Origin of the sequence: Flagellimonas aurea (assembly GCF_017313785.1) — a bacterium.
In the GTDB taxonomy this organism is placed as follows: domain Bacteria; phylum Bacteroidota; class Bacteroidia; order Flavobacteriales; family Flavobacteriaceae; genus Flagellimonas; species Flagellimonas aurea.
In genome coordinates, this window is record NZ_JAFLNL010000007.1 from 94183 (window position 1) to 109013 (window position 14831).

The 14831-nt window shown below is 39.7% G+C and carries 14 protein-coding genes; 1 reads left to right on the forward strand and 13 read right to left on the reverse strand.

The features are described 5' to 3' along the window. Positions 1-47 precede the first annotated feature (47 nt). The 13 genes from J0656_RS12930 to J0656_RS12990 form a co-directional block, all read right to left on the reverse strand. A complete protein-coding gene (locus J0656_RS12930) occupies positions 48-998 on the reverse strand; it encodes a DUF1259 domain-containing protein (RefSeq protein WP_207034566.1) in 951 nt (316 codons plus the stop codon). A gap of 49 nt (positions 999-1047) precedes the next feature. Then, positions 1048-1623 carry a hypothetical protein gene (locus tag J0656_RS12935; RefSeq protein WP_207034568.1) on the reverse strand — a complete coding sequence of 192 codons (576 nt, stop codon included), beginning with the start codon at positions 1621-1623 and terminating at the stop codon, positions 1048-1050. A 132-nt stretch (positions 1624-1755) separates the two neighbouring features. Next, positions 1756-2100 carry a PepSY-like domain-containing protein gene (locus J0656_RS12940; protein ID WP_207034571.1) on the reverse strand — a complete coding sequence of 115 codons (345 nt, stop codon included), beginning with the start codon at positions 2098-2100 and terminating at the stop codon, positions 1756-1758. Between the two features lie 73 nt (positions 2101-2173). After that, positions 2174-3448 (reverse strand): sensor histidine kinase, encoded by a 1275-nt coding sequence (locus tag J0656_RS12945; protein WP_207034573.1) that lies wholly within the window; start codon positions 3446-3448, stop codon positions 2174-2176. Next, positions 3445-4128 carry a response regulator transcription factor gene (locus tag J0656_RS12950; RefSeq protein WP_207034575.1) on the reverse strand — a complete coding sequence of 228 codons (684 nt, stop codon included), beginning with the start codon at positions 4126-4128 and terminating at the stop codon, positions 3445-3447. The genes J0656_RS12945 and J0656_RS12950 overlap by 4 nt, the downstream gene beginning before the upstream one ends. 221 nt (positions 4129-4349) lie before the next feature. Next, a complete protein-coding gene (locus tag J0656_RS12955) occupies positions 4350-5564 on the reverse strand; it encodes a site-specific integrase (protein WP_207034577.1) in 1215 nt (404 codons plus the stop codon). A gap of 309 nt (positions 5565-5873) precedes the next feature. Next, positions 5874-7004, reverse strand: a complete 1131-nt coding sequence (locus J0656_RS12960) for a T9SS type B sorting domain-containing protein (protein ID WP_207034579.1) — start codon at positions 7002-7004, stop codon at positions 5874-5876. Positions 7005-7006: 2 nt separating this feature from the next. Then, on the reverse strand, positions 7007-7948 hold the full coding sequence (locus tag J0656_RS12965) for a hypothetical protein (protein WP_207034582.1): 942 nt from the start codon (positions 7946-7948) through the stop codon (positions 7007-7009). Positions 7949-7977: 29 nt separating this feature from the next. Further along, positions 7978-8679, reverse strand: a complete 702-nt coding sequence (locus tag J0656_RS12970) for a hypothetical protein (protein ID WP_207034583.1) — start codon at positions 8677-8679, stop codon at positions 7978-7980. A 34-nt stretch (positions 8680-8713) separates the two neighbouring features. Beyond that, on the reverse strand, positions 8714-9403 hold the full coding sequence (locus J0656_RS12975; RefSeq protein WP_207034586.1) for a phage tail-like protein: 690 nt from the start codon (positions 9401-9403) through the stop codon (positions 8714-8716). A 196-nt stretch (positions 9404-9599) separates the two neighbouring features. Next, positions 9600-11063 carry a hypothetical protein gene (locus tag J0656_RS12980; RefSeq protein WP_207034588.1) on the reverse strand — a complete coding sequence of 488 codons (1464 nt, stop codon included), beginning with the start codon at positions 11061-11063 and terminating at the stop codon, positions 9600-9602. Beyond that, positions 11005-13047, reverse strand: coding sequence for a TonB-dependent receptor domain-containing protein (locus J0656_RS12985; RefSeq protein WP_207034590.1), 2043 nt, complete (start codon positions 13045-13047; stop codon positions 11005-11007). The genes J0656_RS12980 and J0656_RS12985 overlap by 59 nt, the downstream gene beginning before the upstream one ends. Before the next feature lie 255 nt (positions 13048-13302). Beyond that, a complete protein-coding gene (locus J0656_RS12990) occupies positions 13303-13707 on the reverse strand; it encodes a hypothetical protein (protein WP_207034592.1) in 405 nt (134 codons plus the stop codon). Between the two features lie 666 nt (positions 13708-14373). Between J0656_RS12990 and J0656_RS12995 the strand changes: the two genes are divergently transcribed. Then, positions 14374-14763, forward strand: coding sequence for a response regulator (locus J0656_RS12995; protein WP_207034594.1), 390 nt, complete (start codon positions 14374-14376; stop codon positions 14761-14763). Positions 14764-14831: the final 68 nt, after the last annotated feature.

A 14831-nucleotide genomic window follows, 5' to 3' on the forward strand; every position in this document is an offset into this window, starting at 1 on the left:
TAAGATGCCGAATAAGAAAGGCAAATGAAACCGATGCCGGTGTAAATTTATTCCGCATTATTTACTCCCGTTTTGTCCAAAGCCTCTCTTAATCCTATTGCCAAGTTTTCAGCGGGTCCGATTCCCCAATAATGAAGAAAGAAAATTCTTGGATCCTCGTGCACCATGTGATTGTGTACCGCTACCACTTCAATGTCATTCTCAATAAGTGCTTTGATAACCGGAGCTACTTCATCTGCCAGCATAGTAAAATCACCGGCCACTGCTGCTTTTTCAGGGGTGCCTTGCCAGCTCGCCCAGGTGTTGAAGCCCATGAATGTACTTACAGGTGCTCTGTGTTCCGTCAACTTCACATCGGGTCGGCCGATGGTGATTTTATACACCCCATTGGTCATAGTCCCGCGATGCCCTAAGATGCTGTCAATCCTTTTGGTGTCCAGCGTGTTCTCCACCGACGGCATTTCTACGGCAGACGGGTCTGCTCCCCTAACTTCTGTTACTTTATCAAAAATGGCTTTTACACTTTTTGCCAATTTTTCTTCACTGCCCATACCACCGATATGCATGTACATCACATCAGGCTCATTCCTTACAAAATGGTTGTGGATTGCCGTAACCTTCAATCCCTGTTGGATTATTTCCTGTTGTACCGGTTTCAGGTCTTTTTCCGTAACCACTATATCGCCCATTACCATAGGTTGTGCCGAGGTCGGTGCAAAAGCAGCCCAACTGCCCAATCCCATCGGTGGAATAATTCTAAAACCATCGACCATTACGTTTAGGTCGTTTTGCGGAACGGTAACCTTGAATTGCCCATCTTCTTCCTTCCCTTCCATCCCAAGTTCGGATTTTAAGGTTCCAATATCCATCGCCTTTAATTCCTTATTATCATTCAAGGGTTTTTCGGCCGGTTCTTTTGAATCATCTTTCTTGGTGGATTGCTCGCAACTCAAGGAAATCAGTGAAAACATTACTGCATAAATCCATACTTTCTTCATAATTCATTTTTTGTTAATTGTGTATTCGGTTATACTTAATTCTATAGTTTCAAAATAAAATGCCAAATTGAAATGCAAATGTTACCGATGTAGGCAATTCGTTACCAAAACGGATAGGTATAGGCGTGGCCAGAAAATAGTTCACTTTATCCCTTTTGACTATCGGCCTGTTGATAACGGCTGTTATACCGTATCTCCCATTCGTATTATAGGCGAGTCTCGTCAAGAAATTAAACCCGGCAATATTTCGGTAGATTACCCCGGGATGAAAAAGCAAACCACTTACCTTGGATGTGCCGTCCTCGGCACTAATAAAAGGAACGAACTCAAGGCTAAAGGCCACTTTTTCACTTTGCAAAAAATTGATGCCCGTTGGGAATCCAACTGTATAACCGCTATCGAAATTGAAGTTCCGACCGCTGTCGGAAAACGTGACAATGGGGTGAACTATACTGAAATACGTTTTGGTTATAGGAAAACCATTTTCTGATACGGTCTGTGGAGTTTTCGGGTTTTCTGTAGCCAGTTTGGATTGCGCATTGCAATCCACATTGCAATAGCATATCGCGAGAATGCCGATTAGAACGTTCAGTTTACAAATATTCTTCGTTATGTCTTTGATCATACGCTAGTTAGGCCCCGTATTAAAGCTTGGGGTAATTAAAAGCTGGGAAATGTAAAAGCCATCAATCACTCTTTCCAACATTTCCCAGCTTATATCAATTATTAAAATAATTAGACTTTCATCATCGCAATATTATCGATGATCGTCATCGCCTTCCGAGTGGCTTTCCTCCCTTTTGAGCACCAGTTCTCCTTTGGGGCTAAAATAGAGTTCAAAATAGGACTCATCCTCGTTCTCGACCTCAAGTTCGTACATGGTACCCTTATCGGTCTCGACCTTTTCCACCTCCTCGATTTCCCAATCGGCGTATTCCGAATTCCCAAAGGCATCCTGTACGGCCTGTGGCAGATCGGAGAACTCAATGGCCTCCTCACTTAGCTCCTTGATATCGGATTGCGCCATCAAAGTAAACATGCCCCCTCCCAGAAATAGCAGGGATAGTAGAGCGATACGAAAAAACTTCTTACCAGTGTTCATAGTTTTAAAATTTAAGGATTAACATTCAACTTTCATCAAATGTAAACATGGATTCTGTAGAAATTTAGGATGGTCAGAAATGAACGGTGAAAGTGTGTTGGGCATTTTTGTGACTGTATGTCAGCTCCCAATTGCCCTTATCGGCAATTTTATATGCAATAGCCAAGCCCAGACCCCACGAATCGGGATTGTTCGACGATTTATAGAACCGTTGGAACAATTTTTCCTTGTCTATCCCCTTTTCACTCCCGGTATTGGTAACCTCCAATCGTTTCCCGTCCAGTTTTATGCTCACTTTTCCATCCTTCACGTTGTGCAAAAAGGCGTTTTTGAGCAAGTTCTGGATGAGAATCTCTATAAGCAAACTGTTTCCCCGGACAGTTGCCCCATTCCTGATATCGATCTCGGTCCTAATGTTCAAGGTCTCTTTCTGCTCCTCATAAAATTCCAGCGACCTGCCGATTATCCCGTCAAGATTTACCTCTTCCGTTGTCAGGTACTGGTCATTGTCTATTTTGGCCAGCAACAACAGGGTTTTGTTCAGTTTTTTGAGCCTTTGTGTGGAACCGATGATACCTTCTAGGATGTCAGACTGCTTTTCGGAAAGTTGTGTTTGGCCTATAAGTGCTTCCAGTTTTGACTGGATTATGGACAAGGGAGTCTGCATTTCGTGGGAAGCATCCCCGATAAACTGTTTTTGGTTATCGAAGACCTCCTTGTTTTTTAAGGTCAACTCGGTCAGGGCAACATTGAGCAATTGAAATTCCTTGATCTTGGAATTGGGAAATTTGGGCAACCTTTCTTTGTCAACGCGATAATCTTCAAGTTTATCCAGCATTTCATGGAAAGGGAGCCATATTCTTTTTGAAAGCATTTTGTTTGAAAGGTAGACACAGATCGCGAGACCAAAAAACAACCCGCTCAACGTAACGGCAATCGTATTGATGACTTCGTTCGCCTCAAGATGGGGCTTTACCACCTCCAGCTCGTAGTAACCACCATTTAAAGCTACATAGGAGGTCAGTTTTCGATACTCGTCCAGTTCGGCATCCGTCGGTTCATAGATAAGTGTGTCGGTATATAGTTCCAGGTTTTGCGCATTTTTTTCATACAAAGCTTTGCTCACGGGATGTAGGATAAAATCATCAAGAGGGTTATCCTGTTCTATAATCGTTTCAGGGTGTTCCCCAAGATATGCCAACAAGTTCATCTTGCGGTTATATAGAACTTCATCCACGTTTTGCCTTATGTTCCATCTAAGCACCAAGTAAAACAGTCCCGAAAAAACCCCGAACAGCAGCAGGAAAATCAATAACTGGGTACGAGAGGTGTAGGAAAGGAGTTTCATATGGATTTAATTTGATAACCTACCCCATAAATATTCTTGATTTCCACCTGGGCACCGGCATCCCTTAATTTGCGTTTCAGGTTTCTTATTTGAGAGAATAAAAAATCAAAACTTTGGGCCTCATCCACGTAATCGCCCCAGATGTATTCCGCCAACGCAACTTTGGTAAGTACCCGCTTGTGGTTGTTGATCAAATGGGTGAGGATGGCATACTCTTTTTTGGTCAGCGAAAGCGTATTTCCGCGTTCATTGACCCCGATGGCGTACTGATCTGGTTCTATTACCAGGTTCGAGTAATGGAAAATTTTATTTGTTTTGAATTGCTTCCTCCGGATAATCGCCTTTATACGGGCATTCAACTCGGAGAAGTAAAATGGCTTGGCCAGGTAGTCATCCGCCCCCAACCCCAGTCCCTTTAATTTATCCTCAAGGGAATTGCGCGCGGAAAGGACGATTACCCCATCGGACTTATCATCCTTATGGAGAGTTTCGAGCAAATCGAACCCACTGCCATCAGGAAGGTTAATGTCCAAAATTATACAGTCATAATCATAAAGACCGATGCGCTCCAGACCTTCCGAGAGATTACAGGCCACATCACAAATATACCCCTCTTCCGCGGCGAATTCTTCGAGGCTTTGTAGCATTTCAGGTTCGTCTTCCAAAATGAGCAGTTTCATGTTTTCAAAATACGGAATTAAATCTGTAGAAATTTTGTATTATGTTTTAACTGACAACTACGATAAATAGTAAAATTATTAAATCTGTTTTTTGCTTTTTACCAGTACATTTTTCGAATTGATTGGGAAAACCTTAAAAAATTTGTGATTAATATTAACCCTAAAATAATTTTTAATAATTAGATTCAACTCGAAGATTTTTAAGGGTCAATCAATTTATTTTAAAAATTCACTACACTTTCAAGAGCGTCATCAGCATCTTTATGAATGAAATTAGCTTGATAGTTGATGGTGGTCTTTAAATCCGTATGACGATATAATTTTTGAAGCATTAGTGGATGAATGTTGTCGCCTGCAATATTGCCAAAAGAATGTCGAGCAATGTGCATCGTAACTTTTTTCTGGATGCCTGCTCTTTTTGCAATTTTTTTAAGGTGGTCATTGAATTTTTTGTTTGCTACTTTTTTCTTTCGATATATGTCTTTCGCATCAGATAAGTTGGCTTTTTTCATTTCGGGGAAAACAAAGTCATCATCATTTACTCTGTCCTCGATGTACTGTAGCAGGATTTTTTCAACCTTAGCTGGAATTTTAAGGGACAGTAACTTTGAGTTTTTGCCCATCCTGTAATGCAATCGACCATCATAAATTTGAGACCACCTTATGAATAAGACGTCTGAAACACGCATTCCCGCAAAATAGAAACTGAACAACCAAACGTTCAATGAGTGTCTTTCCATATCAGTTAGTTCAGTAACACTTTCCAGGGCTTTTATTTCTTTACCTGAAAGTCCTGTTTTTGTGGTTTCGGGAAATTTGATTTTAAACTTACCTTTGCCAAAGGGGTATATTTCCTTGCTAACAACCTTATCCCGAACGGCTCTATTGAACAGTAACCTTATCAAGACCATTACATTCATTGCAGTAGTTTCAGTTAATGAACAAAAACCTTTTAAATGAATCTTGAATTTTTTGAGAAAGCGTTCATCAATTTCTTGAAAAGTCAGATGTCGGCCAAAGCAATATTTTTCTATATAACTCACCCAAGCTGAATCTGTAGAATGGCGATTGATTTTCTTTTCAGCCTCTAAGGCTTCAAGATGCTCGTCAGCAAAATCAAAAAATGTTAAGCTCAAAGTTGGCTTATATATTTCTTTTTTGATTTGTCGAGCAGTAGCGGCTTTATTATCCGTCTGTAGTGCAATAAGCCCTTTTCTGGCTTCGGATAGTTTGGAAGCTATCAAATTGTTCAGGCTTTCAGCTTCAGAATGCGATTTTTTTACCTTTAGGTTTTTAGAGTCCCAATCCTCTAATTCAATATAATGACCTATATGTTTGTAAGTTGAACGACGGTCTTTGGTTATCCTAATTGCAAGCGGATAGAGCCCTTTTGAATTAGGCTTTTTGCGAAGTATTATTTTTGCACTTGTTGACATTTTGAACCTGTTTTGAGTACGAAAGTCAAATCAGGTACAACATTTTGTCAAAAATTCACTCTAAAGATACGTCTTTATTAGGAATTTTGGGTACAACATAGGTACAACAAATGTTGAAATCAACTGATATTAATTGACTCTAAATAAAATGAATAAAAACATAAGTCATTGAAAACGAGTGATTTTATGTTTTATTGGTGCAATATATACCAGACTTAGGATCTAGTGCCGCAAGGCGTGGGGGTTCGACTCCCTTCACCCGCACGAAAAGCTCTTCAGGTACTGAGGGGCTTTTTTTATTTATAACCTTTATCGGTCCAGGTATAAATATCCTTGGTATTCCAAACCAAGGTCGTTCATCACAACCAAATAAAAATAAACCCCTTGGGGAAGGCCATTGCTTCGGTTGAGCACTACATCGCCCTTATTGGCATAACCCCTAAATTCGTTGGTGTAATTGTATTTTTCAAAAACCAGCATTCCGTTTCGGTCATAGATTCGTAACCAATTGTTGTTTGAAAGTGCCAGTTCATCAATATGTAAAAAATCATTAATGCCGTCACCGTTGGGAGTTAGCAGGTAGTTGGCCAAATCTGGGATTTCTGTGGTAATATCAACAATCCCAAAGGTAAGTGCTTCATAATCATCAGGGACAAATGGAGAGGAAAGAGCAAATCCATCGGAAAGGTTGCCAATAGACCCAGCTCCCAAATTTTCCCACTGATTGTTGGCTTTGCTCCATCCGACCACAACAATTTCGTCTACATTTTTTGCCATGGATGCCATTTGACTGCGCTCGTTCCAAGAAATTTGAATGGTTGAGGGGACGGAACCTTCCAATCGCCAAAATTCGTGTCTACTTATTTGTTGAAGGGTGTTTTCCCTGTTTAGGCTGTTGAATGATGGAAAGTCATTCGGATTCAAAAAAAAATATGCACAATGGGCCACTGGGTTTACAGATTCCGAATGTAGGGCCAGAGCTCGCAATTGTTGGGCGTCACCCACCGGAAAAGTAAATTGCTGTTTGTTTTGGATACTGGCATAGCCATCCACTTTGCTCATATTGTTGGTTCCTGTGTAAAAGGATTCGGATAAAAATTGAAGTGAAGTGAACGAATCGGTTCTCGGGGTTAGTATATCACCTTGAACAAAATTGGCATTGTTTTCCACTTTCATAGAAACGACCAATTGCAATCCTTGTTCTGTAATGAATTCGGTATCGTTGAATATAGTAGGAAACAGACCGGAAATCATAATGGACCGGTCGCTATAAAAACCTACAAGCCCTTGGTTGTCGTTAAAAACCCCGTCGTTCACTAAATTTCCGTGGAAGCCCAAATTACCTTGGTCATGAACTTTTATCATTCCCAAACTTCGGGTGCCTTCTTGGGCAGGTAGGTTCAAGGACAAAAAAAGAAGAATACCATAAATCGCTTTCATGGCTATCTTAATTTGTTGATGATAAAACTTGAATTGCCACTTCCATCCATTAAAACAGAACCTGAATTAGCATCTCTATAGGATAATATTGATATTACGTCGTTCGCGTCCAGCTCTAATATTTCGTTACTATGTACGCTAGAGTGATTGTGGCCATTAACAAATCTAATAATTCCGGAGGCACCCCATGATCCAACGGCAGTACCATTAATGGCAATTCTAATATTGACGTTGGTATCAAATTCATTGGAGTTTAGGATACTATCGTCTATTCCGATTAAGGAAATATTGGCCCTGATATCATATCGGCCGGCTTCTTTTACAATCAAAGTGTTTCCACTTACCTCGTATAAACTGGTGCCATCGTCTACGTAATCAGCCGTTCCAAAAATTGGCACTTGCGTGTCGTTTACGTTTAGGTTGGTTGAGGTGTTGGTATTGGTCCATCTTCCTCCATAATTCACCTTGGAAGAGTGCAACACTCCATTGGAATCTGCTTTTAAGAGAAGATCATTGTTGGCTGCCTGATCTAAAGTGCGGACCCTCAAGCGTCCGTTTACATCTATGGACTCCGTAGGCGATGCTGTTCCAATACCCAGCCTATTATTGGTTTCGTCCCAGAAAAATTGGTAGTTTTCCTGTTCCGGAGTGCCATCGAAGGCTGCAAAGAAGATTGACCCTGGTGTGCCTGTGAAGGTCATTTCCTGCCAACTTGAACCGTTCCAAATGTTTACTGTTTGATGCTCGCTCTCTGAGGTATCGAACCAAATATCGTTCAATATCGGAGACGTTGGCGCCACTGTTCCTGAAGTAACGGAAGTGTTCCGAACAATCGTAGTGGTACCCTTGTTGTCCACCACACGTATTTCCTGTGATGAGATGAAATGCCCCAATCCCATAAAGAGTACTGGTAAAATAGTAGATTGTAAGCGGTACAGGAGCATTAGGACTGTTTAGAAATTAATGGTCAATTCTATCTCACATACTGAACTTCAATTACATCACCGGCATAAACGGCCCAGTCATTTGGAGCTACGGCACTCGGTACCAAGGTTACTGTTGATGATGCAATGGTATAATCTACATTGGCAATTAGCTTGACTCCGTTTCTATATACCCAAACTTGGCTATAGGCGGGTAATTCTGGGCTTCCAGTGAGCGGATAAGCTGTTTGACCTGCTGTTGCGGTAAAACTTTCTTGTCCACTTTGCACCAAGTCAAGGTCAGAAGCCAACAATTTTTTTACAGCACCTGTTGCTTCATCACGAACCAGAATGGTGTATCCGGTGCCAGTTCCATGATCGGATTCTGTTGTGGCATCGGTGGAGGCTGTTTCCGTTGAGATCAATTCAATGCCATCCAAGCCGAACACGTTTCCGTCTACATCAATAAAAGTATCGTTGGTCAGGGTTCCTCCCAGTTGAAAGGTTGTGGTTGTTACATCGTTTGTAGTATTGGATAGTATGGTAACACCATTCTGTGTTTGGATATACTTAATGGTACCTCTGTTGTCGATTACCCGGATGGCCCCGCCCGTAGTCGTAGTTCCGGGAACAATATCAGATGCTTTGGTGACATCGCCAGTAGTTTGTTGGGCCCTCATTGTCCCAAAGGATAGCATTCCTATTACAAGGAAAGCAAAGTTTATAGTTTTAAAAAGGATTGAAGTTTTCATGTAAAAAGTGTTTAGTTAATGCGATTTATGTTGATTATTGAATTTGTACGATTCTGATCTCATCGTTGTCAAAGCAGATAATATTTGATTGAAGCTCTATTAAGTTAGGTCCGACCGCAGAAAAATTGATTTTCACACCGTTTCGGTATACGTCTATATTATTAATGTTGGTTATGGTTTGCGGGGTCGTGAACTGGTTTTGGCCATCGGAAGCTATGATTACAGATTCGTCTTTTTGTATGAGCGAGCTTCTGGTTATTTGGGTTATTGTGTTATTGCTGTCCAAGACCAAAAACATTGGGTCAATGTCGTTTGTTGTTTGTATTCCGTTTAGGCTCAAGGTATTGGTTGCATCGGTTTGGATTGTTGTAGGCCGTATAAGCTGTCCGCCCAATTGAACACTGTTTCCATTGATCAAGGAAAGTCCATTGTTTGCTATGGCATTGATGTTGTTGGTTTCACATAAGTTTCTCCATGAATCCCCGGAATACATAAATATGCATTCGGCATCCGTATTGTAGACCAATGCGCCATTTAAAGGAGTTATGGCGCTCATTTGGTTTTCGTTTACTCGGGTAAGCACGAGTGCACGAGTACTGCTTTCCAATTCTAAAAGGGATGATGAGTCTATCAATTGCAAGTTATCTCCAATTTTTACTTGGGAGTTTCCAAAATATATGCCTGCAAAAAGCATAATAAGGGTATATCTGCATAAGACTCTCATTTTTTACATTTTATGTAAGTAAAATACTACTTATTCGAAAATATAAAAAGTCCTATCGCTATAGTTTTTTTTGTTGTGTAATAAGTTAAAAGAAGTGTAAAACCTTAAAATTTAAGTATTTATGTTTTTTTAAAGTAACTTTTAAGGCTTTAAAAGATTAAAGGAAGAATCTAGATGTTGTTAGATAGAATAGCTTTTATTGTACTATAAAGCGTTCTTTTAGAGAAACCGGAACACCATTTTTTGTAAATCCCTCCAAGGACACCTCGAAAGTTCCTTTAATGTCGGAACTGTAAAAGGATACGTTTTCCTCTGTACCCTTGAATTTGAATTTTGGCAGCCAGAGTAGTTGATATCTAAAATCGGGAAGTCGTTTATACTTTTCTTTTAGGTCGCCTTCATAGGATTGTTGGAAATATTGTTTACCTCCGTTGGGTTTAAAAAGCTCATGTGTTTTTATGTTTGGCGAATAGTAGTAAGTATAATAGTCTGATTTAAAAGTGGATACGTCCACAACGCCTTGGAAGGTTTTGTTGCCATAAAAATGTTTGTTCCGGGAAATGGAGATGGACTCTACCCTTGCTGCAGGTAGGTCCAACAGTTTTTGAGCGTCCTGTACCAATATTCCATCAATAAAAATCAAGGGCAATTCTCCAGAATCCAAGTTTGGTGGTAAAGGTCTTACATGGAACTCTGGTTCGTCATTCGAGTTATTTTGTATCCAAACATGTTCTACTACCTCAACGATAGTTTCTTTAATAGTGGAAAACCTGGTGTAGTCATCAAGAGGATAGATCATCGTGGCCGCACCATAGAAGCGGGCATTTCTATTTTCAATTAGGATGGTGTCCGGTTTACTGCTGTAATAAGCATTTTCGATTTGATTGTAGATGCTTCGTTCTTTGATTATCGCTTCCATCTCCTTGTCCAGTTTAAAGCTTTTGAATTGTAATTGCTCCACATCAATTTCTTCCTCGTTCTCGATGTTAATGCCATAGTCTGCATTGTTTTTTGAAATGACCTGAAGAAATAGATCATCCGAACTATAATCTTCATCCACATTGATGTAGAAAATGCCATTGTTATCTGGAGTGGCGGTTTTAAAAAGGTAGTTTTCTCCTGGGAACGAAGCTCCTATAATTGTTGGGCCATTGCCCATATCAACGCTATCGGGTACTGAGAATTTCCCTTTTAATAATTCACCTCTAAGTTCTGGTAGTATTTGCTGTTTAAGGGATTGCTTTTTTGGATAGGACTTGCTAAAATCCAAAGCAGTTCTATTTACCTTTTCCTCCAGATTCTCTACTTTTTTAACGGAGATGGAATAGGTTCCTGCACTTTCTTGTCCAGGATAGGGCTCAATTTTCAAAGAAACTTGTTCGCGCGTCCCATATTGGGATTGATTTAAGGATATGGCCAAAGAGGGTCGGATGGAGTGCTCATTGAGGTCTTGTTGTACTTTTTCGGGAACCGTGTCAGTTGCTTGAGGGCGAAAAACAGCTTGATCGCTGGTGTAGGGGTTGAGGATGGTTATATCTTTGGAGTAAAAGTAATTTCTCCCGTTGTTCAACATCCATTGTGTATATGCCGGCAATTTATAATTACCCGAAGGTATGCTCGAAGGAATAAAAAAATTGCTGTCCCCGATACCATTTTCCAAATTGATAGGTGCTGTTAAAACTCGCTTTAACTGAAAAGTCAGGTCCCAGGAAGTACCTTGCGGACAAGCGAATTTCTGGCCCGCCGTAGGTTTCCACAATTTCGTTGTTATCATAGGAAACGGTCTCTACCAAGGTTTCCTCGTTCTTTGGCATGTTTTCTTCGTAGATTCTTGCTTCGGTGCTTCCCAAGGCAGCAAATACAGAGTATCTAATACCGGCATCGATTAAAAGTTTGTCGTTTACCGTAAAATTATCGGATAGATAAACCGCGCCCTCGAGTGCCTTTTCCTTCGCAATGTTAACTGGGGTAACTATGGAATTGCTTCCTTTGGGCTCAAAATTCCCGGGCTGAACATTGTACAATTTTGCCGAAAGCCCATAGTCAAATTTGTGTGCTTTGCTATAAAGGTAGGTGAACTTGAATTTGGCTTCGGTTTCATCCACCACAAAGCCAAGGTCAAAATTGTTGTTCGAGTTGCCCTCGTACGCGATGTTGAATTTGTAATTACTGTTCGCAAGTATGAGGCTACCTGTGTTTTTTTCATTGAATTGATGGTCCCATTGCAACGAAAACAGCCTGTTATTGTATCCGTAAATGGAATCGGAGGTAATGCTAAAGGCATCATTACTGTAATAGCCCATAGCCTTTACGGTATTTTTTTCGTTGAACTTGTGGGTATATTTGGCTATGGCATCGTAAAAGGAGGCTTCACTATTTTGCAATGATTCTTCTTCCAACGACCGAAGAATCCAACCGGAATAAGTTCCCCTACCGCCAATAAGCAGTCCTGATTTACCTTTTACCACAGGAATTTCCAAGGCAACATTACTGGTTACAGGTCCAATGGCAGCTTCACCAGCAATTTTTTCTGTATTCGCATCCTTGGAGGTTATATCGAATACAGAAGATAATCGTCCTCCATATTCTGCGGGAATACCACCTTTAAGAATCTTTACATCTTTGGTGGTAAAAGGGTTCAATGCCTGAAAAATGCCAAAAAAGTGGGATGGATTATAGATTACGGCATTGTCCAACAGCATAAGGTTTTGGTCGGTACTACCGCCCCGCACGTTAAAACCTGCCGCTCCTTCACCAGCTGTGGATATTCCAGGTAACGTAGCAGCGACCTTTAGAACATCTCTTTCCCCAAGTACCAAAGGAATGTTTTTGGTTTCTTCCACTACAAGTTCTGTACTTCCGGATATAGCTTCCTCGACATTTTTGGATGCATCTGCCTCCACAATGACTTCATCCAGAAATTCAACACTCTCATTAAGTTGAAAGTTGAGCTCGCCATCGTTGAATACGATTACTCTAGTGGTGCTGGGCTCTATGCCTAAAGAACTGGTTTTGATGATGCTGGTGCCTGCCGGCACTTCCAGTTCATAATAGCCTGCATTGTTTGTTGCGGTTCCTGTGCTCTTTCCATTGAGCACAATGGAAAGGTCGGGAATTGGCTGGTTTTGCTCTACCGTGGTCGCATAACCGCTAATTTTGAAAGTGGTTCTATTGTCCGATACGTTTTCCTTGCCTATTCTTACGGTTCGCGTTACCGTGTTTGCCTTTGTAGCCTCGATATTTGAAAAAACAGGATTGCTGTACACTTTAATATCGGTTCTTTCTTCTATTGTGTCCGTTTGTTCTTTTCCGAAAAAACCTTCGGGCAAACTATCATATACAATACTGTTTTGGTTCAAAATGATTTTATCATCGCTTAACCTAAAAAAGTTGATGCTGGTTTCTGCCAAAATAGAGGTGAGGATATCCGACAAAGGTTTGTTGGCGAACGAGCCCGAAACGGTTGCTCCTGAAAGCCAATTCTCATCGTAATAAAAAAGCACATTGGCATCAGATTCAATGGTGTTCAGGGCTTCGGTCAAACTTACATTATCAAAATCAAAACTAAATTTTGGATTTTTTTCTTGGGCAGCTAGCATGGTTCCGAAGAGCAGGACCAATAAGATTAGAGGTTTTTTGATCATTCTTTCCCGATGTTTTGTGTATTAAAAGAATCGGATAACTTAGAAAAGAAGCTTGTCCAAAAATCATCCTCATTGATTTTCCTTAACGCCGGGTTATAATTCTCATTAATGAAATCCCTTTTGTTGGGCCATATTCTAATGACATCCTTTTTTCTGGCGATGTTATAATAGGAATCACCGTAGTCGATTACATAATTGTTTTCCGGTAAAAATTCGTAGTAAATGGTACTTCCCTTAATCCTCTTGAACCTTTTTTTACTGTTCTTTAAGAAGTCTTACAGAATCATTGGCTACCAATACTTGATAAAAACCTTCCATTTCGGTTTCATCTGATTTGTTCTCAATATGAACAAAATGGCTCTCTCCAATTCTAAAACCTTCTACCTTGGATTTAAGAAGAATCAATGTTGGGAATTTATAATTGTATCCAATGTTTAGAAGTAATTGGTCGGTGTCCAAATTATATTTTAGGGGAGTTTGGTCGTAAAATTGCCCATTGTATACCACTGACCCCAGCTGAAACTTACTTTTCTCAAAAAACTTATGCTTTTCATTAATGGTCCTATATTGTTCTGTGTATTGGATGCCATTAAAAAGGCCTGTATTGTAGCGCTGGACTTTACTGTCGAACCAATTGTAATAGGCAGGTTCGTTGGGCATGTTTTGACTAATTAAAGAGCCAGAACAAATAATAGTTGCCCATAAGGAAAGAACTATTGTTTTGGTTTTCATGAGGTTGGTATTCCCACTAAAAATAGAAAAAAGAGTTGAAAATGAAATTATTTATACCATAAGAAGCAAAATTTTGTGGATTGAATAGAATTTTATGGACATAATTATGTATTAGGTCGATTCTAAACTACAATGTTGACATTTTATAAGTAGGATGGGTGCTTGCAAATAAAAATGTATGGACATTAAAGGCACGTATTTTATTCAGTATTGTTTTTGAAATTACATAAAGCTACTTTGTAATTTATCTATATAACGTGGCCATATCGGTCTCAAAAATTGGTTGATACCTTTTACATAAATAGAGGGAAAGAATACAAAGCCTTGAATAAATCAAGGGATTTAAAAATCTAGGTGAGATTTTGTTAAAATACGAGAATAATTGTAAATTTAAGACAATCAGGTGTTTGGGATAGTATTGGATCCAATGGGATTAATAAGAATCTTTTAATTTCTTGATTCAATGCACGAGGGGGATATTTTTATTTGTAATAAAACATTATTATTGGAGTTCTATTAGATGGAAATTATTGATATTTGTCAATTTTTTTCAAAATAAAACCAAACAGAAACCAACTAAATAGGCCAAAAGCTATGTACAAGGAAATATACTTGGTCGATGACGAAGACCTGGTGAATACTGTAAATGCTATTCACTTTAGAAGAATGGGAATGGAAGATAGGGTGAAGAGTTTCACTAATCCCGAATTAGCCCTAGACGATTTGAGGTATAGAGATAACCCCGGGGTAAAAACACTTATTTTATTGGATATAAATATGCCGGAAATGAGCGGGTTTGAATTTTTGGAATTCATGATGCTCGAAGACTTTCCAGAAACCAATGAAGTGCTTCTGGTAACCTCTTCTGAGGCTGAGGCAGATAAAGCCGAGGCTGAGAAATACCGTAAATTTGTAAAGAAGTTTATCACTAAACCATTGCGTATCGAGCATTTGGAAGATTATTTGCAAGGAGCTAATAAATAATAGTTCATATATTTAGAAGTAAAACCATTGATCGTTCCCCCTATAGGTGACATTGTTTTATTCTTAAA

Excerpts from the sequence above, each read along its gene's own strand:
- J0656_RS12930 (WP_207034566.1), bottom strand. The coding sequence starts at position 998 with ATGAAGAAAGTATGGATTTATGCAGTAATGTTTTCACTGATTTCCTTG.
- J0656_RS12935 (WP_207034568.1), bottom strand. The coding sequence starts at position 1,623 with ATGATCAAAGACATAACGAAGAATATTTGTAAACTGAACGTTCTAATC.
- J0656_RS12940 (WP_207034571.1), bottom strand. The coding sequence starts at position 2,100 with ATGAACACTGGTAAGAAGTTTTTTCGTATCGCTCTACTATCCCTGCTA.
- J0656_RS12945 (WP_207034573.1), bottom strand. The coding sequence starts at position 3,448 with ATGAAACTCCTTTCCTACACCTCTCGTACCCAGTTATTGATTTTCCTG.
- J0656_RS12950 (WP_207034575.1), bottom strand. The coding sequence starts at position 4,128 with ATGAAACTGCTCATTTTGGAAGACGAACCTGAAATGCTACAAAGCCTC.
- J0656_RS12955 (WP_207034577.1), bottom strand. The coding sequence starts at position 5,564 with ATGTCAACAAGTGCAAAAATAATACTTCGCAAAAAGCCTAATTCAAAA.
- J0656_RS12960 (WP_207034579.1), bottom strand. The coding sequence starts at position 7,004 with ATGAAAGCGATTTATGGTATTCTTCTTTTTTTGTCCTTGAACCTACCT.
- J0656_RS12965 (WP_207034582.1), bottom strand. The coding sequence starts at position 7,948 with ATGCTCCTGTACCGCTTACAATCTACTATTTTACCAGTACTCTTTATG.
- J0656_RS12970 (WP_207034583.1), bottom strand. The coding sequence starts at position 8,679 with ATGAAAACTTCAATCCTTTTTAAAACTATAAACTTTGCTTTCCTTGTA.
- J0656_RS12975 (WP_207034586.1), bottom strand. The coding sequence starts at position 9,403 with ATGAGAGTCTTATGCAGATATACCCTTATTATGCTTTTTGCAGGCATA.
- J0656_RS12985 (WP_207034590.1), bottom strand. The coding sequence starts at position 13,047 with ATGATCAAAAAACCTCTAATCTTATTGGTCCTGCTCTTCGGAACCATG.
- J0656_RS12990 (WP_207034592.1), bottom strand. The coding sequence starts at position 13,707 with ATGCCCAACGAACCTGCCTATTACAATTGGTTCGACAGTAAAGTCCAG.
- J0656_RS12995 (WP_207034594.1), top strand. The coding sequence starts at position 14,374 with ATGTACAAGGAAATATACTTGGTCGATGACGAAGACCTGGTGAATACT.